At 71.2% G+C, this 23100-nt stretch carries 25 protein-coding genes and 4 pseudogenes; 14 read left to right on the top strand and 15 right to left on the bottom strand.

Annotated elements, in window-relative coordinates:
* Positions 1-239 precede the first annotated feature (239 nt).
* Genes ABD357_RS14310 through ABD357_RS14300 form a run of 3 tightly spaced genes read right to left on the bottom strand, consistent with a single transcriptional unit; the run spans position 240 to position 2451 of the window.
* Positions 240-1019, bottom strand: a complete 780-nt coding sequence (locus ABD357_RS14310; protein WP_344390240.1) for a methyltransferase domain-containing protein — start codon at positions 1017-1019, stop codon at positions 240-242.
* Positions 1016-1696: a TIGR04282 family arsenosugar biosynthesis glycosyltransferase gene (locus ABD357_RS14305; RefSeq protein ID WP_344390239.1), complete on the bottom strand. Its 681-nt coding sequence runs from the start codon at positions 1694-1696 to the stop codon at positions 1016-1018. The genes ABD357_RS14310 and ABD357_RS14305 overlap by 4 nt, the downstream gene beginning before the upstream one ends.
* Positions 1693-2451, bottom strand: coding sequence for a glycosyltransferase family 2 protein (locus tag ABD357_RS14300; protein ID WP_425584866.1), 759 nt, complete (start codon positions 2449-2451; stop codon positions 1693-1695). The genes ABD357_RS14305 and ABD357_RS14300 overlap by 4 nt, the downstream gene beginning before the upstream one ends.
* A gap of 197 nt (positions 2452-2648) precedes the next feature.
* On the opposite strand from ABD357_RS14300, the gene ABD357_RS14295 reads away from it, so the two are divergent.
* The gene (locus tag ABD357_RS14295; protein WP_344390234.1) at positions 2649-3398 is read left to right on the top strand and encodes a response regulator transcription factor; all 750 of its coding nucleotides are present in this window, start codon (positions 2649-2651) and stop codon (positions 3396-3398) included.
* A gap of 26 nt (positions 3399-3424) precedes the next feature.
* The gene (locus ABD357_RS14290; RefSeq protein ID WP_344390232.1) at positions 3425-4537 is read left to right on the top strand and encodes a sensor histidine kinase; all 1113 of its coding nucleotides are present in this window, start codon (positions 3425-3427) and stop codon (positions 4535-4537) included.
* Positions 4538-4808: 271 nt separating this feature from the next.
* On the opposite strand, the gene ABD357_RS14285 is transcribed toward ABD357_RS14290, so the two are convergent.
* Positions 4809-5285 carry a hypothetical protein gene (locus ABD357_RS14285; RefSeq protein WP_344390229.1) on the bottom strand — a complete coding sequence of 159 codons (477 nt, stop codon included), beginning with the start codon at positions 5283-5285 and terminating at the stop codon, positions 4809-4811.
* 146 nt (positions 5286-5431) lie between these two features.
* Entirely contained in the window at positions 5432-6178 is a 747-nt protein-coding gene (locus ABD357_RS14280) for a response regulator transcription factor (protein WP_344390228.1), read from the bottom strand.
* A gap of 202 nt (positions 6179-6380) precedes the next feature.
* Here ABD357_RS14280 and ABD357_RS14275 point away from each other — a divergent pair, with 202 nt between their 5' ends.
* Entirely contained in the window at positions 6381-7787 is a 1407-nt protein-coding gene (locus ABD357_RS14275; protein WP_344390266.1) for a hypothetical protein, read from the top strand.
* 194 nt (positions 7788-7981) lie between these two features.
* On the opposite strand, the gene ABD357_RS14270 is transcribed toward ABD357_RS14275, so the two are convergent.
* From ABD357_RS14270 to ABD357_RS14250, 5 genes are all read right to left on the bottom strand, one after another.
* Positions 7982-8986, bottom strand: a complete 1005-nt coding sequence (locus ABD357_RS14270) for an NAD-dependent epimerase/dehydratase family protein (RefSeq protein WP_344390226.1) — start codon at positions 8984-8986, stop codon at positions 7982-7984.
* 150 nt (positions 8987-9136) lie between these two features.
* A complete protein-coding gene (locus ABD357_RS14265) occupies positions 9137-9385 on the bottom strand; it encodes a hypothetical protein (RefSeq protein ID WP_344390225.1) in 249 nt (82 codons plus the stop codon).
* A gap of 5 nt (positions 9386-9390) precedes the next feature.
* Entirely contained in the window at positions 9391-10389 is a 999-nt protein-coding gene (locus ABD357_RS14260; RefSeq protein ID WP_344390224.1) for an RNA polymerase subunit sigma-70, read from the bottom strand.
* 117 nt (positions 10390-10506) lie between these two features.
* On the bottom strand, positions 10507-11751 hold the full coding sequence (locus tag ABD357_RS14255; RefSeq protein ID WP_344390222.1) for an amidohydrolase: 1245 nt from the start codon (positions 11749-11751) through the stop codon (positions 10507-10509).
* 24 nt (positions 11752-11775) lie between these two features.
* A complete protein-coding gene (locus ABD357_RS14250; RefSeq protein WP_344390221.1) occupies positions 11776-12210 on the bottom strand; it encodes an ATP-binding protein in 435 nt (144 codons plus the stop codon).
* Positions 12211-12294: 84 nt separating this feature from the next.
* On the opposite strand from ABD357_RS14250, the pseudogene ABD357_RS14245 reads away from it, so the two are divergent.
* The 3 genes and pseudogenes from ABD357_RS14245 to ABD357_RS44705 form a co-directional block, all read left to right on the top strand.
* Positions 12295-13144, top strand: a pseudogene (locus ABD357_RS14245) (helix-turn-helix domain-containing protein).
* Entirely contained in the window at positions 13104-13364 is a 261-nt protein-coding gene (locus ABD357_RS14240; RefSeq protein ID WP_344390220.1) for a DUF397 domain-containing protein, read from the top strand. Before ABD357_RS14245 ends, ABD357_RS14240 begins: the two are co-directional and overlap by 41 nt.
* A gap of 62 nt (positions 13365-13426) precedes the next feature.
* Positions 13427-13660 (top strand): annotated as a pseudogene (locus ABD357_RS44705) (SMI1/KNR4 family protein); the annotation flags it as partial.
* Between the two features lie 23 nt (positions 13661-13683).
* On the opposite strand, the gene ABD357_RS14235 reads toward ABD357_RS44705, so the two are convergent.
* Positions 13684-15027, bottom strand: coding sequence for a helix-turn-helix domain-containing protein (locus tag ABD357_RS14235; RefSeq protein ID WP_344390218.1), 1344 nt, complete (start codon positions 15025-15027; stop codon positions 13684-13686).
* Positions 15028-15226: 199 nt separating this feature from the next.
* On the opposite strand from ABD357_RS14235, the gene ABD357_RS14230 reads away from it, so the two are divergent.
* From ABD357_RS14230 to ABD357_RS14200, 7 genes are all read left to right on the top strand, one after another.
* Positions 15227-15373 carry a hypothetical protein gene (locus tag ABD357_RS14230; protein ID WP_344390217.1) on the top strand — a complete coding sequence of 49 codons (147 nt, stop codon included), beginning with the start codon at positions 15227-15229 and terminating at the stop codon, positions 15371-15373.
* 193 nt (positions 15374-15566) lie between these two features.
* On the top strand, positions 15567-16178 hold the full coding sequence (locus tag ABD357_RS14225) for a dihydrofolate reductase family protein (RefSeq protein WP_344390216.1): 612 nt from the start codon (positions 15567-15569) through the stop codon (positions 16176-16178).
* A 41-nt stretch (positions 16179-16219) separates the two neighbouring features.
* A complete protein-coding gene (locus tag ABD357_RS14220) occupies positions 16220-16516 on the top strand; it encodes a hypothetical protein (RefSeq protein WP_344390213.1) in 297 nt (98 codons plus the stop codon).
* A 61-nt stretch (positions 16517-16577) separates the two neighbouring features.
* On the top strand, positions 16578-17630 hold the full coding sequence (locus ABD357_RS14215; protein ID WP_344390212.1) for a permease: 1053 nt from the start codon (positions 16578-16580) through the stop codon (positions 17628-17630).
* A complete protein-coding gene (locus ABD357_RS14210) occupies positions 17627-18385 on the top strand; it encodes a TIGR03943 family putative permease subunit (protein WP_344390211.1) in 759 nt (252 codons plus the stop codon). The genes ABD357_RS14215 and ABD357_RS14210 overlap by 4 nt, the downstream gene beginning before the upstream one ends.
* Positions 18386-18525: 140 nt before the next feature.
* Positions 18526-19035 (top strand): SigE family RNA polymerase sigma factor, encoded by a 510-nt coding sequence (locus tag ABD357_RS14205; RefSeq protein WP_344390209.1) that lies wholly within the window; start codon positions 18526-18528, stop codon positions 19033-19035.
* Positions 19025-19762, top strand: coding sequence for a L,D-transpeptidase (locus ABD357_RS14200; protein ID WP_344390208.1), 738 nt, complete (start codon positions 19025-19027; stop codon positions 19760-19762). The genes ABD357_RS14205 and ABD357_RS14200 overlap by 11 nt, the downstream gene beginning before the upstream one ends.
* A gap of 24 nt (positions 19763-19786) precedes the next feature.
* On the opposite strand, the gene ABD357_RS14195 is transcribed toward ABD357_RS14200, so the two are convergent.
* Together ABD357_RS14195 and ABD357_RS14190 are read right to left on the bottom strand one after the other, a co-directional pair.
* Entirely contained in the window at positions 19787-20239 is a 453-nt protein-coding gene (locus ABD357_RS14195; protein ID WP_344390207.1) for a luciferase domain-containing protein, read from the bottom strand.
* 62 nt (positions 20240-20301) lie between these two features.
* Positions 20302-21345: a C45 family autoproteolytic acyltransferase/hydrolase gene (locus ABD357_RS14190; protein WP_344390205.1), complete on the bottom strand. Its 1044-nt coding sequence runs from the start codon at positions 21343-21345 to the stop codon at positions 20302-20304.
* 12 nt (positions 21346-21357) lie between these two features.
* On the opposite strand from ABD357_RS14190, the pseudogene ABD357_RS14185 reads away from it, so the two are divergent.
* A pseudogene (locus ABD357_RS14185) lies at positions 21358-21444 on the top strand (SAM-dependent methyltransferase); the annotation flags it as partial.
* Positions 21445-21495: 51 nt separating this feature from the next.
* Here the strand turns inward: ABD357_RS14185 and ABD357_RS14180 are convergent.
* A pseudogene (locus ABD357_RS14180) lies at positions 21496-21705 on the bottom strand (response regulator transcription factor); the annotation flags it as partial.
* A 68-nt stretch (positions 21706-21773) separates the two neighbouring features.
* On the bottom strand, positions 21774-22835 hold the full coding sequence (locus ABD357_RS14175) for a PucR family transcriptional regulator (protein WP_344390264.1): 1062 nt from the start codon (positions 22833-22835) through the stop codon (positions 21774-21776).
* Positions 22836-23100: the final 265 nt, after the last annotated feature.

Genomic DNA, 23100 nt, shown 5'->3' with positions numbered 1-23100 from the left:
GCCGGCGTACAGCTGCTCGCGGGGGACTGGTGGGGCGTACTGATGTGGATGGTCGGGGCGGCGCTGCTGCATGACCTCGTGCTGCTGCCGTTGTGCGCCGCTGCCGACCGGGTCGTCCGGGCGGTGCTCGGTACGGTCGGGCGCCGGGAGTGGCTGATGTTCGTCCGTGTCCCGTCGGCCCTGTCCGGACTGCTCCTGCTGGTGTGGTTCCCGCTGATCAGCGGGCGGGTCGAGCGGCGTTACGAGGCGTCGACCGGCTCGTCCGGCGAGGGGTTCCTGGCCCGCTGGCTGCTGATGACGGCCGTGCTGTTCGGGGTGTCGGCGCTGTGGATGCTGATCCGTTCGGTGCGGGCGCGGCGCAGGGCCACGAAGCAGCGGCCGTCCGCCGTCCACTGACCGTCCGTACGCCAGCCGAGCCGGCGTGCGCGCTTCAGCAGGGCGCGGCTGCCGAGCCGGGCCCAGGGGAATGGGGCTCCGGCGGCTCCCTGGGTGTCGGTGACATGGACCTGGACCTGCTCGTCGACGTCCACGGGTGCTGTCTCGGCGATCAACAGGCCGCCCGGGGCGAGGAGTTGGGCGATCCGGCGCAGCAGGGCGTCCGGGTCGCCGCCGATCCCGATGTTCCCGTCGATGAGCAGCGCCGTGTTCCAGCGGCCCTCCCCCGGCACCGGTTCGAACACCGACCGGCGCAGCGCCTGTCCGCCGAGCTCCACGGTGTGGTTGACGGCTGCCTCGCTGACGTCGATCCCGAGCACGGTCCGGCCCTGAAAGGCGAGGGCCGCGACCAGCCGCCCCGGTCCGCAGCCCACATCCAGTACGGCCCCTTCGCACTGCCGCAGCGCGGACAGATCGGCGGCGTCGGCCCGCGCACACCACCGCTCGATCTCCAGCGGGAGCAGCCAGCCGTCGGTGCGGCGCAGGAAGAGCGGGCCGCGCCCGTTGCGGAGGGCGTCCGCGTAAGGGTCGATGCACCACGCCGTCGCCGTACCCGCCGCGCTCGCAGTACTCGCCGCCCTCATCGCCCCACAACCGATCGCTCGACGACGGATCGCTCGACTTCCGATCGCCGCACGCCCGCCGCCAGCCGGTCGAACTCCGCCGCGAACCGGCCGCCCTGCCCCTGGGCCATGACCTGCTCGGCGACCAGCCAGGCGTCGTACGCCGTGTCGACGTCCCGCAGCCGCGGCAGATCGCGTACGCGCAGTCCGGCGGCGGTGAGCCGGGCCCGCTGCACAGCGCCTGTCGTGGGCGTCGACATCGGTACGCCACGCAGCAGCGCGGGGTCCGGTTCGGCGAGCCCCAGCGCCCAGAAGCCGCCGTCCTCCGCGGGCCCGAACCAGGCGTCGCAGTCCATGAAGTCGGCCCCGAACGCGAGGAGTTCGGCGGTCACCTGGGGGGTGTCCATGCCGATGAGCAGCGTCGGTCCCGCACAGTCCGCGAACGCCGCGGCCAGCCGCTCGTCGAGCCCGCCCGCGCACTGCGGGACCACCTCGACGCCGGGCGGCAGCCACGGTCCCGGCTCCCCGTCGAGCACCAGGACCCGCCGGTCCGCGGGCGTCGCGAGCACCGCGCTCAAGGTGTCGGCCAGCGCGGCCTCCGCGAGCGCCGCCGCCTCCTCGGGCGTGAACGGCGGGGTGAGCCGGGTCTTCACACGTCCGGGTCGCGGTTCTTTCGCGATGACGAGCAGGGTGGTCATCGGTGGGCTCCTCCTTGGAAGGGTCCTTGGGCGGTTCCCCGGCCGGGGCCTTCGGCGGCTGGGTGGCTGGCGGCGTACGCCGGCTCCGTCAGCACCCGGCGCATGTCCCGCACCGCGTGCCAGGTTCCGCGCCAGGTGCCGGTGACCTTGGAGGTGCCGGTGCGCGGCAGATACGGGACGTCGTGCTCGGCGATGCGCCAGCCGGCGTCGGCGGCGCGGACGACCATCTGCAGGGGATAGCCGCTGCGGCGGTCCGTGAGGCCGAGGCCGAGCAGGTCCTCGCGGCGGGCGGCGCGCAGGGGGCCGAGGTCGTGCAGGCGTACGCCGGTGCGGCGGCGGAGCATCCGGGACAGCGCGAGATTGCCCGCGCGGGCGTGCGCCGGCCAGGCGCCACGGCCCTGCGGGCGCCGCCGCCCGAGCACCAGGTCGGCCTGCCCGTCACGGATCTCGCGTACGAAGGGCACGAGCAGGGACGGATCGAGCGAGGCGTCGCAGTCGCAGAAGCAGACGATGTCCGCGGTGGCGGCGAGCAGCCCCGCGTGACAGGCCGCCCCGAAGCCGCGCCGCTCCTCGTGGACGACGGTTGCGCCGAGGTCGCGGGCCACGTCGGCGGAGCCGTCGGTGGAACCGTTGTCCACGACGAGCGCGCGCCAGCCCCCGGGGATGAGGGCCAGCACCCAGGGGAGCGCGGCGGCTTCGTTCAGGCACGGGAGGACGACATCGACGTCGGGTTTCGTGGTGGGATTGGAATACACGGTTTTCACAGTACGAACGCGAAGCGGGCATTCCAGGCAGCGGCTCCTTACGAAACACGGACGTCGGTCCGCCGCCTCGCAGTCCGCCCGTATTCCGTACGGATTCCTGTCCTCATCTCCTTACGAATCAAGGACGCCCGCGGTCTCCTGGCCCCGGACGCAGGACAGCCGCGCGCCTCTGGTGCGACCCTGGCGACATGCACCAGCTGCAGCCGTACGACAGCACCTCCGGCACCCGCGTCCTCGTCGTCGACGACGACCCCACCGTCGCCGAGATCGTCTCGGGCTACCTCGACCGCGCCGGATACGTCGTGGACCGGGCGGTCGACGGCCCCGCCGCGCTCGCGCAGGCCACCGCCAACTGGCCCGACCTGGTCGTACTGGACCTGATGCTGCCCGGCATGGACGGCCTGGAGGTGTGCCGCCGGATGCGCGGGCGGGGGCCCGTACCCGTGATCATGCTGACCGCCCGCGGCGACGAGGACGACCGGATCCTCGGCCTGGAGGTGGGCGCCGACGACTACGTCACCAAGCCGTTCAGCCCTCGCGAGCTGGTCCTGCGCGTCGAGTCCGTACTGCGCCGCAGCCGGCCCTCCGCCGAGCCGCGCGGGCTGCTGCGCGCGGCCGGCATCGGTGTGGACCCGGAGGGCCGCCGCGCCACCAAGGACGGTACGGAACTCGCCCTCACCGTCCGCGAGTTCGACCTCCTAGCCTTCTTCCTGCGGAACCCCGGACACGCGTACAGCCGTGAGGAGCTGATGCGCGAGGTCTGGGGCTGGGACTTCGGCGACCTCTCCACGGTCACCGTCCACGTCCGCCGCCTCCGCGCCAAGATCGAGACCGACCCGGCGCGGCCCGCGCTGATCCAGACGGTGTGGGGGGTGGGGTACCGCTTCGACACGGCCGGTGCTGACGCGGCCGGTGTTTCCGACGGAGGGGAGGACTGATGATCGCCATGGAGGAAATACCCCCCATGCAGGACATACTCCTCATCGCCTTCTTCGCCTTCCTCGGAGCGGCGGCCGCCGGGCTGTTCGGGGCGCTCACGCTGTGGTTCGTCCGGCGGCGGTCCCTGACCGTCTCGCTGGGCGTGGTCACCGCCGTCGCCGTGACCGCGATGCTCGCCGGAACACTGGCGGTGGCGCAGGCGATGTTCCTGAACGATCACGACCTCACCGTTGTGACGACGGTCGTCGCGATGGCGGCCGTGGTCTCCCTGGCGACGGCGATGTTCCTGGGCCGCTGGGTGGTCGCCCGCAGCCGGGCGCTCACGCTCGCCGCCCGCTCCTTCGGCGACGGCGGTGACTTCGCCGCGCCCGCAGGGCACACGACCGCCGAACTCGACGCGCTGAGCCGGGAGTTGGCGGCCACCAGCGCGAAGCTCCACGAGTCCCGGGACCGCGAACGCGCCCTGGAGACCTCCCGGCGCGAACTCGTCGCCTGGATCTCGCACGACCTGCGCACCCCGCTGGCCGGACTGCGCGCGATGTCGGAGGCGCTGGAGGACGGGGTCGCGGCGGAGCCGGAACGCTATCTGCGGCAGATCCGTACGGAGGTCGAGCGGCTCAACGACATGGTCGGCGACCTCTTCGAACTCTCCCGCATCCATGCGGGCGCGCTGGCGCTGAGCCCTTCACGGATGTCGGTGTACGACCTCGTCGGGGACGCGCTCGCGGGGGCGCACGCGCTTGCCCGTGAGCATGGCGTGCGGCTGGTGGGGGCCGGGATCGATCCGGTGCCGGTGGAGGTCGACGGCAAGGAGATGAGTCGCGTACTCGGGAACCTGCTGGTCAACGCGATTCGGCGGACGCCGTCGGATGGGACGGTGGCCGTTTCCGCGCACCGGTCGCCGGAGGGGGTTGTGCTGTCGGTGACGGATGGGTGTGGGGGGATTCCTGAGGAGGATCTGCCGCGCGTCTTCGATACGGGGTGGCGGGGGACCCATGCGCGGACGCCTCCGGCGGGGGCGGGGCTTGGTCTCGCGATCGTGCGCGGGATCGTTGAGGCCCACCAGGGCCGGGCGATCGTACGAAATGTGTCGGGGGGCTGTCGTTTCGAGGTGACGTTGCCGACCGTCGAGGCGTAAGAATGCGGGGCGTTCGTAGGCAGTGGGCCCGTCGCGTTGTGGCTGGTCGCTCCCCCCATGGCGGCGGAGCCGCGCATTGATACAGCCCCGCGCCCCTCACGGGGCGCGGGGAACCGGCATCTCGCCCGCGTGCTCAGCAGTCGCCGGAGCTCGTCTCCGCCTCGCGGAACACGGGGCTCTCGCCGTACGTGTTGTCGGGGTCGATGCCGGTCATCGTCACGTCGTTGACGTACCAGATGTAGTGACCGTAGTAGCGGTCACCGAAGTTGAGCTAGTAGTAGCCGTGCGACTTGACCATGTGCGCCCGGTGGGTGAGCCAGCCCTTCTTGTGCGGGCCGATCCACAGGCTCTCGGTGTGCGTCTCGGTGTGGGACTTCTCCCAGGTCTTCCCGGTGGCGCTGCTGAACCCGGCGGTGAAGGCCTCGAAGGCCCCGCCGAACTCTATGGTCTGGGTCGTCGAGGTGCCGGTCGTCGTGGTGTCCGACCACGTCTTGGATATGTTCTGGTTGACGCTCGTGCAGTTGTACGCGTCGGAGGTGACCCGCTGCTCCGGGCCGAGGTACTTCTCGACCGACTCGACGTGGAACTCGCACCGGTCCGTGCCGTTGTTGCACTGCTCGAGGAGCTGCGCGACGGTCGGCTGCTCCTCGTGGTCGGCCATGGCGGTGCCGGGGGTGGCCACGACGAGGGCGGCCAGGGTGATCGCGGAACCCAGGGCGGCCGCGACTTTTTGCCGTACGGAAGACATGCTGCTGTGCTCCCTGTGGGGGTGGAAAACAAAGGAGGCAGCCCCGAGCGGAGGCCGCGGCCCCAGTGAAGCGAGCGTGGATCCGGAACCGCTCCGTACGGGATAAGGATTTGATGAAGGTTGCGGCGCGACGTGGACTTCGGCGGTCAGGCCGCGGACAGCCGGTAGCCCACACCGCGAACGGTACGGATGAGTGACTGGTCCTGGTCGCCCAGCTTGCGGCGCAGGTAGTAGACGCAGGTGTCCACGATGCCTGAGCTCTCGTCCCGGTGGTTCCAGACGCGCTCCTGTATCTGGGAGCGGGTCAGCACCCGGCCGGAGTTCTCCAACAAATAGCGCAGCAGGGCGAATTCGGTGGGGGTGAGCCGGACCGGGCGCCCGGCCGCCCACACTTGGTGTGCGTCGGGATCGAGTTGCACATGACCGACGCTCAGGCAGCGGCCCCGCGTGGGCGGTTCGGCAGTGCGGCGCAGCAGGGCGCGGATGCGGGCCGCCACCTCCTTCAGCTCGAACGGCTTCGTGACGAAGTCGTCGCCGCCCACGTCCAGTCCGTGCACCCGGTCGTCGACCCCGCTGCGTCCGGAGAGGAACAGCACGGGCATGGTGAGGTCCCGTTCGCGCAGGGTCCGGCAGACCTCGAAGCCGTCGAGGTCGGGGAGGTTGACGTCGAGCAGGACGAGGTCGGGGGTGCGCCGTGTGACGAGACGCAGGGCTTGGTGGCCGGTGGCTGCGCAGGTCACCTCGAAGCCGAGGAATTCCAGGGCCATGGTGAGCACGTCGCGGACGCCGACGTCGTCCTCCACCACGAGGAGACGGGTGGCGGGGGCGGCGCCCGAGGGGGCGGCAGGCGAGGAAACAGCGGTTGTGGGGGAGTTGGGGACAGGCTTGGTCATGTCCTGTTCCTTTGCTGACTTTTTGAGACCTCAAAGCTTCACAGGAGCACCCATGGTCACACGTACCCGTAGGTAGGGTGAGGGACTTCGTCCGCTTGCTCGAACCCCAGGGATCCTCCCTCTGGCCCCGCTTTGCACGCGCAGCGGTTACGGTGCTGACGTGCTGATCGATGGAGTGATCGAGGGAGAGGGGGCGGGAACGATGCCTGGGACCGTGCTGCTGCTAGCGGCTTCACCGGTGGGCAAGGGGTCCCTGGTGGACGCGGCGTCGGTGCTCCCCGTGCTCGCGGCCGTCTCGCCCGCGGTGCTCTCCGGCACGGACACCGCCAACGTCGTCGAACTCGCCGACCCCCTGGAGCCCCAGGCCGTCCTGACCCGCCTGCGCGCCGCCGCGACGGCCCCCGGTCCGCTGACGGTCTTCGTCACCGGCCAGCTCCAACTCGACCGCCGCCAACGGCTTCCGCACCTGGCCCTGGCCCGTACGACCCCGTCGACCGTCCGCTACACCGGCTTTCCCTGGCACTGGATCCGTGAGGAGCTGCGGCTGCGCGCGCCCGGCGGTACGACGGTGTTCGTCGACCTGCACGCCGACGCGGAGACCTGGCAGCACCTGGCCACGCAGCCGCTCGCCGTCGGTCCAGGGGCCCGGCTGTACGGACGGATCGCTCCGCCCCCGCCCCGGCGGACGCTCGCGATGCCGACGTACATGAAGTCCGTCGCGACGATCCTGCGCAGCGGTCACCGTCCGGAGCCGGGCCAGTTGCACCAGCAGGCGCTGGCGCGGGTGGCGGGGGAGGAACCGGAGGCGGTTCGGCGGGACCTCGTGCTGACGGTGGACTCACCCACCCCCGCTGTTCCCGCGCCGTTCGCGGCAGCGGCGCCGACCGTTCACGCTGCCTCACCGTGGGAGGCGCCGGCGCCGTTCGTCCCCGACGGCTTGCGGTCGGAGGCACCCGCATCTCTTGCCTCCGCTGCCTCGCGGTCGGAGCCGCCCGCGCCCCTTGCCCCTGCTGCCTCACCGCCAAAGGTGCCCGCGCCGTTCGTGTCCGCCGACGCACCGCCAGAGACGGTGCCTGCGCCGTTCATCGCTGGCGCCGCACCGCCGGAGGCGCCCGCCCCGTTCGTCCCTGCCGCCTCCCTGCCGGAGGCGCCCGTACCCTCCGCCGCCTCCGAACCCTTCGACTCCCACGCCGAGATCGCCTCCGCCGTGGAGGCCGGGCGGCACGGTGACGCCGACGGGTTGGCCGCCCGTTGGGAGGAGGACGCGTTGCGTACGTATGGGCCCGGGTCGGACGAGGTTGTGCACTGGATGGAAGTACGGGCCGATCTGGCCATGTTTGCCGGGGACGCTGTGCGCAGTTGCCGGACCTGGCTGGCTGTGGCCGATGCCCGGCTCGGTGCGGGGCAGTCCCCGGACGCGCCTGGTGTCGAGGCGGCCGTTGACCGGGCTCATCACCAGTGGGGGCGTATCGCTGACGCGGGCCCGGCCCGTGAACTGGGCTCCGCCCTGGCCGAGTTGCGTCGCCGCGTGCCGGGGCGGCGCGAGGGCGCGCTCCGGCATGTCCACCAGCGCTTGGAGCAACTCCGGGCTGGTCAGCGGGTGGGCTGAGCTTCACGAGGGTTGCTTTTCCCAGCCCCGCCCCTTCCCGGCTGTATCAATTTGCGGCTCCGCCGCGTGGGGGGCTGCGCCCCCAGGCCCCCCGCCACGGGGTGGGGGTGACACGGTGTGTCGCGGCTGCAGGCCCGTCGTGGCGGGTCGCGCAGTTCCCCGCGCCCCTATGGGGCGCCCCTTGACGGGGCGCGTCAGCGCCCAGCGTCCCTCAGGGCCGCCGCCGTGGCGAACTCCCGCACCCCCTCCTCGAATCCGACCTCCGGCTTCCAGCCCAACTCCCCCCGCACCCGCGCCGAATCCGCCGTGATGTGCCGTACGTCGCCCAGCCGGTACTCCCCGGTGACGACGGGCGCGGGCCCGCCGTGGGCGGTGGCCAGTGCGGCGGCCAACTCGCCCACGGTGTGCGGATCTCCGCTGCCGACGTTGTACGCCCTGAACGGGGCCGCGTCCGAAAGGGCCTCCAGGGCCAGCACATTGGCGGAGGCCACATCACGCACGTGCACGAAGTCCCGCCGCTGGCCCCCGTCCTCGAAGACGCGAGGGGACTCCCCGCGTGCCAGCGCGGACCGGAAGAAGGAAGCGACCCCGGCGTACGGAGTGTCACGCGGCATCCCCGGCCCGTACACGTTGTGGTACCGAAGCGAAACAGTCCGAGCGCCCACCGCGCGAGCCCAGGAGGCGGCCAGATGCTCCTGGGCGAGCTTGGTCGTGGCGTACACGTTCCGGGGATCGACGGGAGCGTCCTCACCTACGAGCCCCGGCGCCAACTCATCCCCACACACAGGGCAGTTGGGCTCGAACCGTCCCGCATCCAGATCGGCGACGTCCCGAGGCCCCGGCCGCACCACCCCATGCCGCCCGCACTCGTACCGCCCCTCCCCGTAAACGACCATCGACCCGGCGAGCACCAGCCCCCGCACCCGCGCATCCGCCATGGCGGACAACAACACAGCGGTCCCGAGATCATTACTGCTCACGTACGCGGCCGCGTCCTCGAACCCCTTCCCCAGCCCCACCATCGCCGCCTGATGACACACGGCGTCCACCCCGTCGAGCGCCCGCTCGACACCTCCCCGGTCCCGCACATCGCCCCCGGACACGAGGTCGTAGACGACCCCCTCATGCCCCCGCGCCCGAAGCGCCGCCACAACCGCCGACCCGATGAACCCGGCTCCGCCGGTGACCAGTACTCGCATACGGAAACGCTAGTCCCGAGCTCCACCGAACGGCGCTTCCGCGCCCAGCACGTCACGACACCGTAAGAAGGGCGCCAAGACCTCGGACTCAGCCGTCCCTCCAGAGCGGGGCAAAACGGCATACAGGTTGAAAGAGTGGTGAATAGCCCATCATCCTTGGCGCCATGAACTGGGGGTGACGATGCGCACCCTCGCCGTGCGACGGCCGGGGTTTCGCAGGGCGCGGACGCCGGTGCCGCGGAGCCAGAACCCAGCGCCGCGTCCGAGGACCGGCCCCATCTCGCCGTCGCGCAGCTCCAGCCGCACCCGCCCGCGGGTGACGACACCGAACGCGTCGTCGTACCACTCCGCCGCGACCACCGCGACACGCGCGCCACCGCGCAGCGCGAGCGTCCACACCGGGACTACTCCGTGCCGTCCGCCGGCAGGCGCTCCGGCAGCCCGAGCCGCGGGAACTGGTCGTCATGGAACGTGACGATCTCGGTGATCGCCCCGCCGGTGACGCGCAGGACGTCGATCGTCAGTGGCAGGTACGCGCCCTCCTGCTTCTGCCAGAGGTAGAAGGCGACGGCGGGCTGCCGGTTCACGGAGGTGGGGACGGGGCGCAGGCCCTTCATGCCCTCGAAGCCGCCCTCGACCCAGTCGTTCACCACCGCGTCGCGGCCGACGTACAGGCCCGGCGTGGGCGGCATCGAGGAGCGGACGTCGTCCCGCAGCATCGAGGCCAGCGCCGGGATGTCCGTGGCCACGCTGGCGTCGGTATAGCGGCGCACCAGCTCGCGCGTCCCGGCGTCCTGTTGGCCGCCGGTCCAGTCCTGCCGCTCGGCGGGCAGGTGCTCCCGCATGCCGGCGCGGGCCCGCTGCAGCGCGCTGTTCACGGAGTTGACGGAGCTCCCGAGGACCTCCGCGACGTCCTTCGCCGGCCAGCCCAGCACGTCCCGCAGGATCAGCACGGCCCGGGGGCGCGGCGCGAGGTGCTGGACTGCGACCAGGTACGCCAGCTCGATCGTCTCCCGCGCGACGGCGACGGTCTCCGGCTCGTCCGCGTCGCCCGCGGGCAGCTCGTCGAGCAGCCGGTCCGGGTAGGGCTGCAGCCACAGCACCTCGCCGCCGGTCGCAGGCTCCGGGCGGCACTTGGCGAGCAGGTCCAGGCAGGCGTTTGTGGCGATCCGGTACAGCCAGGCCCGGAACGTCGACCGCCCCTCGAAGGTCTCCCGCCGCCGCCAGGCACGCAGGAACGTCTCCTGCACGGTGTCCTCGGCGTCCTCGAACGACCCGAGCATCCGGTAGCAGTGCACGTGCAGCTCCCGCCGGTGCCGCTCCGCCAGTCCCGAGAACGCCGGCTCGTCGACCTCGCCCAGACTGCTCACGCCCAGCTCCTCCAGCCGTGTGTCCGCACTCATCACGTCATCCTTACGCCTCGTCGTGTCCCGTCGTAGGTGTGACGGGTGCGGGCGCGAAAACTCATCACTGGGGTCGGTCGGCATGGCTGAGCGTTTCTCATCCTTGGCAGGCCGGGGTCACCGCTCCGCCAGCATCTCCAGCGCGCCCGAGACCAGCGTCCGTACCCCCGGCCCCACCGTCGCCAGGTCAGGCGCGAAGTGTGGGCTGTGGTTGCTCGGGACCGCTGCGAGTTGGTGCATCAGGTCGCCGGCCGCGGATGCGGCGTTCCAGACGTCGGCGGGGGTGCTGGTCACGAACCAGTACGCGTAGGGGAGGTCGCCGTCGGCGAGGACGGGGAAGTCCTCGCTGCCCATCACGGGGCCGAAGTCGAGGATCGTGCCCGCGCCGAAGACCTCGCCGTGGACGGCGGCTACGCGACGGTCGGTTTCCAGGTCGTTCACGGTGACCGGGAAGCTGCTGCCGATCGTGATCGTGGGTTCGCTCGGGCAGCCCGCCGCCGCGCACTCGCCCACCGCGATACGGCGGATCGAGTCGAGCATCCGGTCGCGTACGGCGGCGGACTGCGTACGGAGGTTGAGGGCGATGTGGGCCTCGGACGGGATGATGTTGTGCCGAGTGCCCGCCTCGATCCGGCCGACCGTCAGGACGGCAGACTCCCGGGCCGCCAACTCCCTTGATACGACGGTCTGGAGACGCGTCACGATGTACGCGGCCGTCACCACCGGGTCGACCGTCGCCTCGGGCCGGGACCCGTGGCCGCCCACCCCGTGCACCACGATGTCGACGTCCGTCGCGGCGGACATGATCAGGCCGGGCGAGTGCGCGTACAGCCCGGTCGGACCGGGCGTCGCGTGCTGGGCGAGCAGGACGTCGGGGCGCGGGAAACGTTCGTACAGCCCGTCCCCGACCATCGCCGCCGCTCCCTCGCCGGTCTCCTCGGCGGGCTGGCCCACCACGAGCAGCGTGCCGGACCAGGTGTCCCGCCCCTCGGCGAGCGCGGACGCGGCGCCCGCCAGCCAGGTGACGTGCAGATCGTGCCCGCAGGCGTGCATGACGCCGGGCGCCTGCGAGGTGTACGGCAGCCCGGTCTCCTCCGCGACCGGCAGCGCGTCCATGTCGCCGCGAAGGAGGACGGTCGGGCCGTCGCCGTTGCGCAGCAGGCCCACCACGCCCGTACCGCCGACGCCCTCGGCCGTCTCGTACCCGGCCGCCCGCAGCCGCTCCGCGAGCCGCGACGCCGTGCGGTGCTCGGCGAGGGACAGCTCCGGGTGGCGATGCAGGTCGCGGTAGAAGTCCTCAAGGGCGGGGAGCGGAAGATCCCCGGTGAGGTCCAGCGCGGTGCGGGCGGCGGCAGAGGTCACGAAATGCAGCGTACGGTCATGCCTTCATCTCTGCGCCTTGGCGTCGCACTCGAACCACACGGTCTTGCCGGTACGGCCGCCGCCGCCCGTCAGCGGCTGCCAGCCCCACCGGTCCGTGACCGCCTCGGTGATCAGCAGGCCCCGGCCGCCCTCCGCCAGTTCGTCCACAGCTGTGGACAACGGCGGCGAAGGGCAGGCGTCCGTCACCTCCACCCGCAGCCCCTCCGGCCGCCGCAGCATCAGCAGTGAGCAGCGCCGCCCCGGTACGTGCCGTACGACGTTCGCGATCAGCTCCGTGAGCGCGAGGCCCGCCGCGTCGATCAGTTCGGGCATCTCCCATGCCAGCAGGTACGCCCGGAGAATGCGGCGCAAGTGCCGGGCCGAGTGCTCACCGACGGTGAAGTTGCCGCCATACCTGGCGCCAAGCCCCGCCTCTGGAAGGTCAGTTGCGTGATTCACGTCACCAGAGTGGAGTGATCCGGTTACGCTCGGCTACGGCTGGAACAAAACGATGTGCCGCGTGCACTTGGGAGTTGGCGCCACATGGTCAATATCCGAGACCTCGATCCCTGCGCGAGCCCGCTGGACTACTACGGCGCGGAGCTGCGCCGCTTCCGCGAGGCCGCCGGGCTCAACCAGAAGCAGTTGGGTTCGGCCGTGTTCTGCACGGGGTCCCTGATCGGGCAGATCGAGACGGCGCACAAGGTTCCCACGCGGGAGTTCAGCGAGCGGGTGGATGTGGCCCTTGAGACGGAGGGGGCCTTTTCGCGGTTGGTTGGGCTTGTGCTGCGGTCCCAGTTGCCGAACTGGTTCCAGCCGTACGCGGACATGGAGGCGAGGGCGACTTTTCTCTCCACGTATCAGTGCCAGTTGGTGTACGGGCTTCTGCAGACGAGGGAGTACGCAGCAGCCCTGCTGGGCGTGGACCATCCCGACAAGGTCTGAGGAGATGGTCGTGGCTCGGCTGGACCGGCAACGCATCCTCGAACGCGAGCACCCGCCCGCCCTCTGGGTGGTGATGGACGAGTCGGTGCTCCTCCAGGAGGTGGGAGGCCGGAAGGTCATGCGGAACCAACTGGCCCACTTGTTGAGTTTCCGTACGCGACCGTGGGTGCAGATTCAGGTGCTGCCCTCTTCGGTGGGCCAACACACCGGGATGATGGGCTCGTTCAATCTCCTGCGCTTCGAGGACGACCCGGACCTCTTCTACGCGGAGACGTACGACGTCCCACACATGACCGCCAACCCGCAAGTGATCAGGGAGCGTTCGGTCGGTTACGCTCGCTTGCAGGCCATGGCCCTCTCGCCCGAGGACTCGGCAGAACTGATCGCCCGCGTGATGGAGGAGCGCTATGGAGACCAGCGAGGCACTGACGGCCGCGACGTGGCGTAAGTCCAGCTACAGCGGAACGAGCGGTGGCGATTGCGTCGAGTGCGCCCCTCTCGGCAACGCCGAGTGGCGCAAGTCGACGTACAGCGGATCGAGTGGCGGCGAGTGCGTCGAGGTCGCCGACCTCACCCCCCACATCGCCGTCCGCGACTCCAAGAACCCCGAAGGCGGAGCCTTCACGGTCACCCCAGACGCCTTCTCCGCCTTCGTCACGTCCCTGTAGGCCACGGTCCTCGCCGGCCCCACCCTTCAGCCCGGGCCTGGACCAGGGCGTGTGTCGCCACAATGCTGGCGGGCATGACGGTCGCGCTCGGTTTTTCCCTCCCCGAGGAACTGGTCGCTTCGTTGTCGCGTCACGACGGGGGCGGGGAGTTCGTGTTGCCGGTCGCTCATCGGCTCAGTGGTGTGCGGATGATCGGTGACGAGTACCTGAGTCACCGGAAGATCTTCTCCTCCTGGGATCCCGCCTGGGTTCCGTTCGCATATGACGACTCTGGGAACAGCCTGTTTGTCAGTCGGCGCGACGGCGAGACTCGCCGCCCTCAGAGTGGCGGGTGCGCCGGTGCCGGACCGAGCGTCGTCGTCCCCGGCGCGGTCTGGTGCCCCAGACCGGTTCGGTACGCGTCCAGCGCCGCCTCCACCCGCCCCGTACGCCGGAACAGGTCGCCCAGCATCCGGCACAGGTCGGCCAAGTCGCCCGCCGCGCCCGCCCGTTCGAGGAGGCTGAGCGCGAGTACGTAGTGTTCCTCGGCCGACTCCGTGTCCTGCGCGTCCTCGGCGATGATCCCCAGCAGCCGATGAGCCGCCGCCGAATGCACAGCACCCCGCTCCGAATGCAGATCCCCGAGCACATCGCGAAGCAGCTTCGCCGCCTCGGACGACTTTCCCTGCCGGTGCAGGACGTCCGCCAGTTCCACCACCACCTGGCTGGTGTAGAGCGTTGCGCGCTTGGCGGCGAGGATCGCGCGGGCCTCGCGCAACTCGCTCTCAGCGCGGTCGAGTTGGCCGTTCTGGGCGTATACGTAGCCGCGCATCCAGTGGCAGTTGGCGAGTTCCGTACGGATCTGAAGCTGGCGGTAGAACTCCGCCGCCTTCGCCAGGGACGCGTCCGCCTCCGCGGTCCGGCCCTCGGCGAGCAGCGTACGGGCGACCGAGCGGTGCATACGTGCCAGCAGTGCCGGGTCCTGCACCTGCGGAGCCAGCGCGAGGGCGAACTCCGCGGCCTGGGCGGCGCGCGCGTGGGCGCCCATGTCCATGTACGGCCCGATCACGCTCGCGTAGAGGAGGACCAGGGCGCCGGGGTCATGCAGGCCGGTGCGGTTGAGTTCGTCGAGGGCGGACTCCAGGAGGTAGCAGGCGTACCGGAGTTCGCCCGCCAGGTGGTGGGCGACCGCGCGTCCTCGCAGGGCGGGCACCCGGATCGGTAACGGCGTGTCCGCGAGCCGTTTCTCCGCCTGCTCGAACCGGAGCCGCCCGACGACCAGTTCGCCGGACTCCAGGGCGCATTCGCCGAGCCCCAGCAGCGCGGCGGCGCATTCGGCGTCGAGGCCGTGCGCCTCCGCCTCCGCCAGCAGCGCCGCGTACTGCTCGGCTGCGGCCTCCGCCTCGCCGGTGGCCAGGGTGCGCTGGGCGTCGGTGAGCCGCAGCCGCAGGTTCGTGGCGAGGTGGGCGGGCCGGCCGGTGGCCAGTTCCTCGTACGCGACGTCGAGCCGGGCGGCGATGTGCCGCAACGCCTGCTCCGAGGGCCGTACGCGCCCTGCCTCCAGCGTGGAGATATAGGCCGGCGTGTACGCCCCTTCCGCCAACTGCTTCTGTGTCAGCCCGCGTTCGGTACGCAGCTGCTGGACTCGGCGCCCGATGATTCCCGGGTCGTCACGCTCGGCCATGGCCCAAGCATGCCAGTAAGTCGACTTACCTCTACTGACAAATCAACTTCCGTTCGGAACAAGCCAGTTAATGCTCGCGGAAAGCGGGCAGGAGAATCCCGATCCCTCTTGCCCCTCGGCCTGTTCCGCCCTACGTTAAGCGGCGCGTTAAACCTACGATTGCCCTCACTTAACGCACCGACGATGCGAGGTTGTCGCCGTGTTCCGACGCATGTCCACGCGCTATGTCTCGGCGCTCCACGTCACGGCCCGCCATGTCTCGGTCCGCTACCTCACGGCCCTGTGCGCCGCGGTTGTCGCCTGCGCGGCTCTGATCAGCGCGGGGGCGGCGGGGCCGCATCACTGACGGTTCCCGAACCGATCGCTTCGGACCATTCGGAACGGACGGTTCGGATCGGGCGGTCCGGGTCGGGCGGTCCGGGTCGGACCGATGAGTCTCCGCACGGCATACGGTCTGGGGGAGAGGGGTGCGACTACGTCCCCGCCGAATACCGAATACCGAATTCCGAAAGCGGAAGCCGAAGCGGGAGTGATACGTGATGAGACTGGTTCTGCAGGAGTTCCTGTCGCTGGACGGCGTCTCGCAGGGGCCGGGCGCCCCCGACGAGGACACGAGCGACGGATTCACCCAGGGCGGCTGGTTCGTACCGCATCTGGACGAGGCGTTCGAGCGGCTGGCCGGCACATGGCTCGAGCAGGCGGACGCGTTCCTCTTCGGCCGCCGTACGTACCTGAACTTCGCGCGGGACTGGCCGAAGATGACCGAGCACCCGTCCGCCGCCATCCTGAACGGCCTGCCGAAGTACGTGGCCTCCCACAGCCTCACCAAGGCCGACTGGAACCCCACCACGATCCTGTCCGGCGACGTCCCCGCCCAGGTCGCCGAACTGAAGCGGCAGCCCGGCCGCGAACTCCAGATCCACGGCAGCGCCCGTCTCGGCCAGGCACTCCTGGCCGCCGGCCTGATCGACGAACTGCGACTCGCGATCGCCCCGGTCGTCGTGGGCACCGGCCGCCGCCTGTTCCCGGACGGCGGCGCCCCGGCCGGCCTGCGGCTCCTGAGCAACGAGACGACACTGGCCGGACTGACGATCCTCGTCTACGAATCGACGGGGCTTCCGGAGTACGGGACGTACGGGGCCGACACGTAGGCACTACGACGCGAGGGCGAACACCGCCCCGAGTAGCCGTCGTGGACGGCGGTGGGCCCGACGTCGTGGTGCTGCACAAGCTGTCCGCCGTCGCCGGCATCACGACCGCGACCGACCCCATCCGCCAGTACGTGCCGGAACTCGGCGACGGCGCCCGGACGGTGGCCATGATGACGCTGATCCTGGCCGGCGCCCTCTCGGCCTACTGCCGGCCCTCCGCCAGCGCGCTCGCCGCCTACGAAGCCGACCCCAACGTGATCGGGCTCCGCCTGGACCTGCGCGCCACCCTGGAAAACGCCGTCGCCACGCTGATCGCGGGCACAGTGGCGCGGGCCTGACACCAAGGCGCCGAGGAGCCCGCACAGCGGCACCGGCTAATCTGCCCGGACGTACGGAGGTATGGACGTACGGACGTACGACTCGGTGAGGCGGGAAGCAAGGGGCGTGGAGGAGAGAGGGAGTCTGGGCGACGGGGCGCGCGTTGTCGCGAGGGGCTTCGTCCATGTCGTGGTCGGCGGTGTTGCCCTCGTGGCGATCGTCACCGTCGGGTCCGTGCTCGGGCCGATGTTCGCGCTCGATCTCGCCACGCCTGCCATGGGGGCCTGGTGGACCGTCTTCACGGCCATCGCCGTGCAGGGGATGCCTTTCCTGTTGCTGGGTACGGCGGTGTCGGCGGCGATCGGGGCGTTCGTGCCGGAGCGGGTCTTCAGTCGCGTACTGCCGAAGAAGCCGGCGCTCGCCGTGCCCGTCGCGGGGGCGGCCGGGGTGGTGCTCCCCGGGTGCGAGTGCGCTTCCGTGCCGGTGGCCGACAGCCTGATGCGGCGCGGTGTCGCGCCCGCCGCCGCGCTGGCCTTTCTGCTGTCCGCGCCCGCCATCAATCCGGTCGTGCTCGTCGCCACCTCCATCGCCTTTCCCGGGAACCCGGCCATGGTCGGCGCCCGGCTCGTCGCCTCACTCGCCACCGCCGTGGTGATGGGCTGGCTGTGGATCCGGTTCGGGAAGGAGGAGTGGCTGCCCCGGCGGCGTACGACAGGCAAGGGGGCGTCCCCTACCGGGTGGCGCGGGTTCCGGGACGGGCTGCAGCACGACTTTCTGCACGCGGGCGGCTTCCTCGTACTGGGCGCGGCTGCCGCGGCGACCTTCAACATCCTCGTCCCGCGTTCCGTGCTCGACGTCTTCACCGGCTCGCCCTGGCTGTCGGTGCTGCTGCTCGCCGTACTCGCCGTCGTGCTGTGCGTCTGCTCCGAGGCCGACGCCTTCGTCGCGGCCTCGCTGACCGGGTTCTCGCCCACCGCGCGGCTCGCGTTCATGGTGGTCGGGCCGATGGTCGATCTGAAACTGTTCGCCCTCCAGGCGGGTACCTTCGGGCGGGCCTTCGCCATCCGGTTCTCCTCCGTGACGTGGGTCGTGGCCGTGGCGAGCAGTGTGGGTGTGGGGTGGTGGCTGCTATGAGGTTCCGTACGCAGGGGGTGCTGCTGCTTCTGTGCGGGGCGGCGTTGCTGAGGGTGTCTCTCTTCAGCGAGCTGTATCTGCGGTATGTGAAGGAGGGACTGCGGCCGTATCTGGTCATTTCCGGGGTGCTGCTGCTCGTGCTCGGGGTGCTGGCCCTCGTCAGGCGTGAGAACGGTGACGGCGAGCACGGCCCTGAGGGCCACGGAAGCGAGCAGGGCACGGGCGGGGATGGCCCGGAGGACCCTCACGGTCACGATCACACCCGCAGCCCCCGTATCGCCTGGCTCCTCGCCGCCCCCGCCCTCGCCCTCCTCCTCTACCCGCCGCCCGCCCTCGGCTCGTACAGCGCCGAGCGCGAGGAGGCGAAGGTCGCGGCGCAGGGCGTCGGCACCTTCCCCGAGCTCCCGGCGGGGGACCCGGTCGAGCTCACGCTGAACGCGTTCGCGTCGCGTGCACAGTGGGACAGCGGCGCGTCCCTGAAGGGGCGCACCCTCCGGCTGACGGGCTTCGTGACGAAGGACGACGACGGCAGGTGGTACGTCGCCCGCCTCTTCGTCAACTGCTGCGCCGCCGACGCCGCGCCCCTGAAGGTCCAGGTCCGCGGCGCCGAGGCCCCGGCCCGCGACACCTGGGTCACCGTCACCGGCACCTGGCACCGCACCGGCAGGCCCGGCTCGGACGAGGCCCGCCCGGTCCTGAACGCCACCTCGGTGGACCGCGTCGACCAGCCGTCGAACCCGTACGAGAAGCGCTGACCCCTGGCTGACTCTCGGTCAACTACCGTGTTGTGCTTCGATGTACGCGACCCAGGGACCCGTACACCCGACCCAGGGACCCGTACACGCGGCAGAGACCACCGGGCTGCACGGCGTCCCGCAGACCTCCGGCGGGGGGCATGACCGAGGAAGAGTTCGACGCGTTCTACGCCACCGCGTTCCCGCGGCTGACCGGCCAGCTCTACGCCTTCACCGGGGACCACGGAGAGGCGCAGGACGTCGTCCAGGAGGCGTTCGTACGTGCCTGGGACCGGCGGCGGGAGTTCCTGGCCGAAGGGGCTCCCGAGGCATGGATCCGTACCGTCGCGATGCGGCTCGCGGTGAGCCGCTGGCGGCGGGCGAGGCGTTGGCTGGAACTGGTGCGCCGCACTGCGCCGCCGGAGCACATGCCGGGGCCGGGGCCCGAGCGCACCGCGTTGGTCCAGGCGTTGCGGGAGCTGCCCGAGGCGCAGCGCCGAGCCGTCGTACTTCACCATCTGTGCGACCTCAGTGTCGAACAGGTAGCCTCCGAAACCGATGCGCCCGTGGGCACGGTCAAGGCCCGGCTGGCCCGTGGCCGCGCGGCGCTGGCGCGGTGGCTGAGCGAGGCCGACGAACTGGCTGAGAGGGAGGACGACCGTGTCCGATGAGCCCCGGCCCGCCGAGTCCCACCGCAAACTGGCTCGCGCTCTCCATGAGTGGGCCGACGACCACGAGAGTCCGCCCCCCGTCCCGGGCGCCGAGATCCGCCGTCGTGCCGTACGCCGCCGACGTCGCCGTCACGCGTCCCTGGCCACGGTCGGTGCCAGTGCGGTGGCAGCCGTGTCGGTGGTCCTGAGCATGGCGTTCGTCGGCGGAAAGGAGGGCCACTCCAGACCGCCCGCCGCCACGCTCAAGGCACCGGGGCCGTCGTCCGTCGCTGGCTCGGTGCCCGCCGCGACCGTGAACCTCTCCCGGCGTGAACTGGTCGTCGGGGGGCGCGTCCTGCCCATCTCCGCGGGGGCGGCCAAGACGCCGACGCCGACGGGCCGTATGACGGTCACCGGCAAGTACAAGGCCGCGGTCCTGCCCACCGACACGCTCGGACTCGGGCGACGGTACGAGACGAAGGCGCCGTGGGTGATCCGGATGCGCACCCCCCAGAACCGTACGAACTACATCGTCGCCTTCACCCTGGACGAGAAGGCGCCCGGCAACTACGACAGCACCACGGGGTGGATCGGGCTGCGCCGCGGCGACGCGGAGTGGTTGTACCGGCGGCTTGATCCGGGTGCCGTGGTGGCGGTGGTGGGGGCGGCGCCCACGCCGACGTCCACGACGCCGGCCCCTGCGGCGCCGACTGCGGTGTGGACGGGGCCGGCCGGTACGGCGCCGTGACGAATGCCTGTGGCAGTACGTACGTCAGTGCCCGTGCCCGTGGGGGATGAGCCGGTCGACCATGCGGCGGGCCGCTCCCGGACGTGAGGCGGGGACCGGCGGCAGTTCCGCAGGGCGTTCCCAGTCGCAGGGCGGGGACAGAGGGAGCCGCGGATCCTCGCCGTGATCGTCGCTGTGTTCCTTCAGCGCGACGCTCACGAGGCCCAGCAGGAGTTCGACGTCCGCGTCGCAGTCGAGGAGGACGGTGATCCAGGAGGCGCCCGGGCGTACGCGGATGGCGCTGCTGTGGCGGAGCTGGGGGAGCAGCCTTTCGACCGCCGTGCAGGTGAGGTGGAGGTCGGCGGAATCAGCGGTGTGGAAATGGACGATCTCGTGTCCCGCTGAAGCGAAGGCATGCCCAACGGTGCACTTGGGCGGGCCACTTATCAGGTTCGGCCAGCTCTCCAGGAGAGCCATGGCGCGATGGGCCGCGGTCATAACCACATCCTTGCGCACACGTCACGTGGATGACCACCCCCGGCTTCCGGTTGTTCGGCCGATCATCCGTCCGCTTGTCCCAGGGTCACCGTGCGTATGCCGGGAGTGAAGCCGGCGAAGGACTGGTCCCAGCTCTCGGCGGGCCAGTGGTAGGTGACCTGTCCCTCGGTGGGGCGGTAGTGGGCGGTGTAGACGGTGCCCATGCCCGTGTCGTACGCGGAGTTGTACAGCGGTGGCTTCAGCAGCGCCGGGAGGTCCGGGCCCGCCGCCCGGACCGTGGCCAGGCGTTCCTGGGTCCGGCTCTGCTGTTCCTGCTCATCCGGGACCGGCAGGTGCTGGTGGTTGGTGGCGCAGGCGTCCGCGGCCTCGGTGAGGGGGATGTCGGGGCCGACGTGCACGGTCACGGCGCGGTCGGCGTCGACGAGGGTGACGTTCTGGGGGATGCCGATCGGGATCGTACGCAGCTTGCCGACGGCCGCGTCGACTGTCTCGCAGGTCTCCAGGAGGTACCGCAGCACGATGAGGATGGCGAAGCCGGGCCCGTGCACGAAACGTCCGCCGAAGGTGAGCGAGACGGCGAGCCCGGCGTCGTTCATGCCGTCCAGCAGCCCCCAGCCGGCGTCCTGCATCCCGATCACGGGCCGGAGGAAGTGCGAGGAGACGATGGTGCCTTCGCATTCGGCAGGGTCGAAGTCGTAGTTGCGCATAAGGGTGCCGCCGGCTCCGATCTGGCTGCAGCCCGCGAAGAACGGTCGTATGCCGGCGAGGGTGAGGAAGGTTTCGCCTCCGGGGCGGTCGAGTTGGGCTGCCAACCGGTCGAGCACCGGTACCAGTTCCGGCATATGGGCCTCGAACAACTCCCGCGCGCGGGCCGCCCCCACCGGGGTCTTGCTCTCCTCGGTCAGCCACCCGTCCGCGGCCGGCCACAGGGTCTGCGCATGGGCGGCCCAGGTTCCGTCGGTGCCGTCACCGATATCCAAGGCGCGAAAGGTCTTCTGCTGCTGGGGCACGGCTGCGGCTCCCTCGGCGGGGTTGGGTGGCGTGGGGTGAAGTGCGGTCAACGTACCTAAATTCAGGGCGAATTCACCAGGTTCCGGGCAGATCATGGCCTTGTGGTCCTGCCCGAAGACGCCCCCGAAGACCGTCCCGGTCTCGAGGAACGCTGCCACGCCGCGCTTGCGCGTCACCACGCCGAACATGTGCCGCAGTAGCCGGCGGCTCCAGGTGGGCCCCTTTCAGGGGCGCGAGGCTGAGGCCTTCGGCATGCGGATGTCGAGCAGGCACACGTCCGGCCGGGCCTCACGGGCCAGCGCGACGGCCTGCTCCCCGTCCGCCGCCGCGGCGACCACCGTGATGTCCGGCTGCGCGTCCAGGAAGAAACGGAAGCCGGTGCGCACCATGTCCTGATCGTCGGCGATCAGGACGCGGATGGGGCGGTCGCGCTCGCTCGTGGCTCGCTCGGTCATGGCCCGAATCCTGCCGTACGGGGCCGGGGAGCGGCGACTCTCCCAGGCTTCGTCCTCAGGGCTCCTGCTCAGAGATCCTTTTCAGGCCAGTCCAGCAGACGCGCCCCGATCACCGCCGTCTGCAGCGTGTACCGATGCACCGGGTCGGCCGGATTCGCGCCGGTCAGCCGGTGGATCCGGTCCAGCCGGTACGTGAGGGCCCGCACGCTCAGCGAGAGCCGGCGGGCCGCCTCCGCGGCGACGCAGCCCGAGGCGAAGTACTCGGTGAGGGTGTCGAGGAGAGGGCGGGCGCCGCCGCGGGCCTGCCGCAGCGGGCCGAGGGCGCTGCGCACCAGGTCCGCCATGGCCTGGCGGTCGCGGGTGAGGACGGGGTAGACGAGAAGGTCGGCGGCGCGGAGTACGGGGGCGTCGATTGCCAGGCGTCCGGCCAGGTCGAGGGCGTTCAGGGCCTCCTCGTACGACTGGACGACCCCGCCGGCTCCGGGCTGCGGGCGGCCGATGGCGACCTGGCCGCCGTCGGTCGCGGCGTACGCCTGCTTGGCGAAGAAGGCGAGGACCTCGTCCTGGTCGCCGGGGGCGATGCAGACGAGCCGCCCGTCCTTGGTGGTCATGAGAATGCTGCGGTCGCCGAACCGGCCGATCAGCGCACGCTCCACCTCACGGGAGACGGCGTCCCCCTCGTCGTACCCGGTCCTGCCCTGCCCCACGGCGACGGCGTGGGCATGCGAGAGGCGCAGCCCGAAGCGTTCGGCGCGTTCGGCGAGCCGGCCCAGGTCGCTGCGCCCGTACAGCAGGTCGTCGATGAACTCCCGCCGCGCCGCCTCCTCTTGGCGTACGGCCTGACGCTGGGCCCGCTCGTACCCTTCCGCGAAGGCGTCGACGGTCTGTTCGACGGCGGCGAGCACGCTGTCCGTGGAGGCGAGGGCCGCGGCCGGCCAGTGGGCGCGGGCGGCGGCCAGGTGCGCGCCGACGAGGGCGCGGAGCCCGTACCCGGCCTCGGCGGCCCGTTCGCCCAGCGCCCGGCGGGAGACGAGTTCGTCGCGGGTCAGCCGGCGGCCGGTCGCGGAGGCGTCCGCGAGGATGACGGGGAAGCCGTCGAGGTACTCCTCGGGTACGTCCCGCCCCGCCATGCGCTCCCCCGGATACGTCATCAGCCCTTGACGCCTTTCTAACGCATACGCGGCTGGGGCGGACCGCCAGGGATTGGTTCACTGCCGGAACTGGGCACAGGGGACAGAACTGGGCCCCGGTGCCGATGTCCTCCCCCGTCGACACCCCGGCACCGGGGCCCGTATCCGTCCTCCGTAGCTCCCCCGTGCTCCCCTTGTTTCCTGCCCGGCCATCCTGGCCCGCGGCCGGCGCCCGGTGCATGGGCCGGAACCGGCATCAAGGCGG

The organism is Streptomyces vastus (assembly GCF_039532825.1).
Taxonomy (GTDB): domain Bacteria; phylum Actinomycetota; class Actinomycetes; order Streptomycetales; family Streptomycetaceae; genus Streptomyces; species Streptomyces vastus.
This window is presented reverse-complemented; position numbering and strand designations above follow the sequence as displayed.

Bases quoted from the DNA above. Each gene is read 5' to 3' on its own strand.
- ABD357_RS14310 (WP_344390240.1), bottom strand. From the start codon at position 1,019: ATGAGGGCGGCGAGTACTGCGAGCGCGGCGGGTACGGCGACGGCGTGG.
- ABD357_RS14305 (WP_344390239.1), bottom strand. From the start codon at position 1,696: ATGACCACCCTGCTCGTCATCGCGAAAGAACCGCGACCCGGACGTGTG.
- ABD357_RS14295 (WP_344390234.1), top strand. From the start codon at position 2,649: ATGCACCAGCTGCAGCCGTACGACAGCACCTCCGGCACCCGCGTCCTC.
- ABD357_RS14290 (WP_344390232.1), top strand. From the start codon at position 3,425: ATGCAGGACATACTCCTCATCGCCTTCTTCGCCTTCCTCGGAGCGGCG.
- ABD357_RS14285 (WP_344390229.1), bottom strand. From the start codon at position 5,285: ATGTCTTCCGTACGGCAAAAAGTCGCGGCCGCCCTGGGTTCCGCGATC.
- ABD357_RS14280 (WP_344390228.1), bottom strand. From the start codon at position 6,178: ATGACCAAGCCTGTCCCCAACTCCCCCACAACCGCTGTTTCCTCGCCT.
- ABD357_RS14275 (WP_344390266.1), top strand. From the start codon at position 6,381: ATGCCTGGGACCGTGCTGCTGCTAGCGGCTTCACCGGTGGGCAAGGGG.
- ABD357_RS14270 (WP_344390226.1), bottom strand. From the start codon at position 8,986: ATGCGAGTACTGGTCACCGGCGGAGCCGGGTTCATCGGGTCGGCGGTT.
- ABD357_RS14260 (WP_344390224.1), bottom strand. From the start codon at position 10,389: ATGAGTGCGGACACACGGCTGGAGGAGCTGGGCGTGAGCAGTCTGGGC.
- ABD357_RS14240 (WP_344390220.1), top strand. From the start codon at position 13,104: ATGGAGACCAGCGAGGCACTGACGGCCGCGACGTGGCGTAAGTCCAGC.
- ABD357_RS14235 (WP_344390218.1), bottom strand. From the start codon at position 15,027: ATGGCCGAGCGTGACGACCCGGGAATCATCGGGCGCCGAGTCCAGCAG.
- ABD357_RS14225 (WP_344390216.1), top strand. From the start codon at position 15,567: ATGAGACTGGTTCTGCAGGAGTTCCTGTCGCTGGACGGCGTCTCGCAG.
- ABD357_RS14215 (WP_344390212.1), top strand. From the start codon at position 16,578: ATGGACGTACGGACGTACGACTCGGTGAGGCGGGAAGCAAGGGGCGTG.
- ABD357_RS14210 (WP_344390211.1), top strand. From the start codon at position 17,627: ATGAGGTTCCGTACGCAGGGGGTGCTGCTGCTTCTGTGCGGGGCGGCG.
- ABD357_RS14205 (WP_344390209.1), top strand. From the start codon at position 18,526: ATGACCGAGGAAGAGTTCGACGCGTTCTACGCCACCGCGTTCCCGCGG.
- ABD357_RS14195 (WP_344390207.1), bottom strand. From the start codon at position 20,239: ATGACCGCGGCCCATCGCGCCATGGCTCTCCTGGAGAGCTGGCCGAAC.
- ABD357_RS14190 (WP_344390205.1), bottom strand. From the start codon at position 21,345: ATGATCTGCCCGGAACCTGGTGAATTCGCCCTGAATTTAGGTACGTTG.
- ABD357_RS14175 (WP_344390264.1), bottom strand. From the start codon at position 22,835: ATGGCGGGGCGGGACGTACCCGAGGAGTACCTCGACGGCTTCCCCGTC.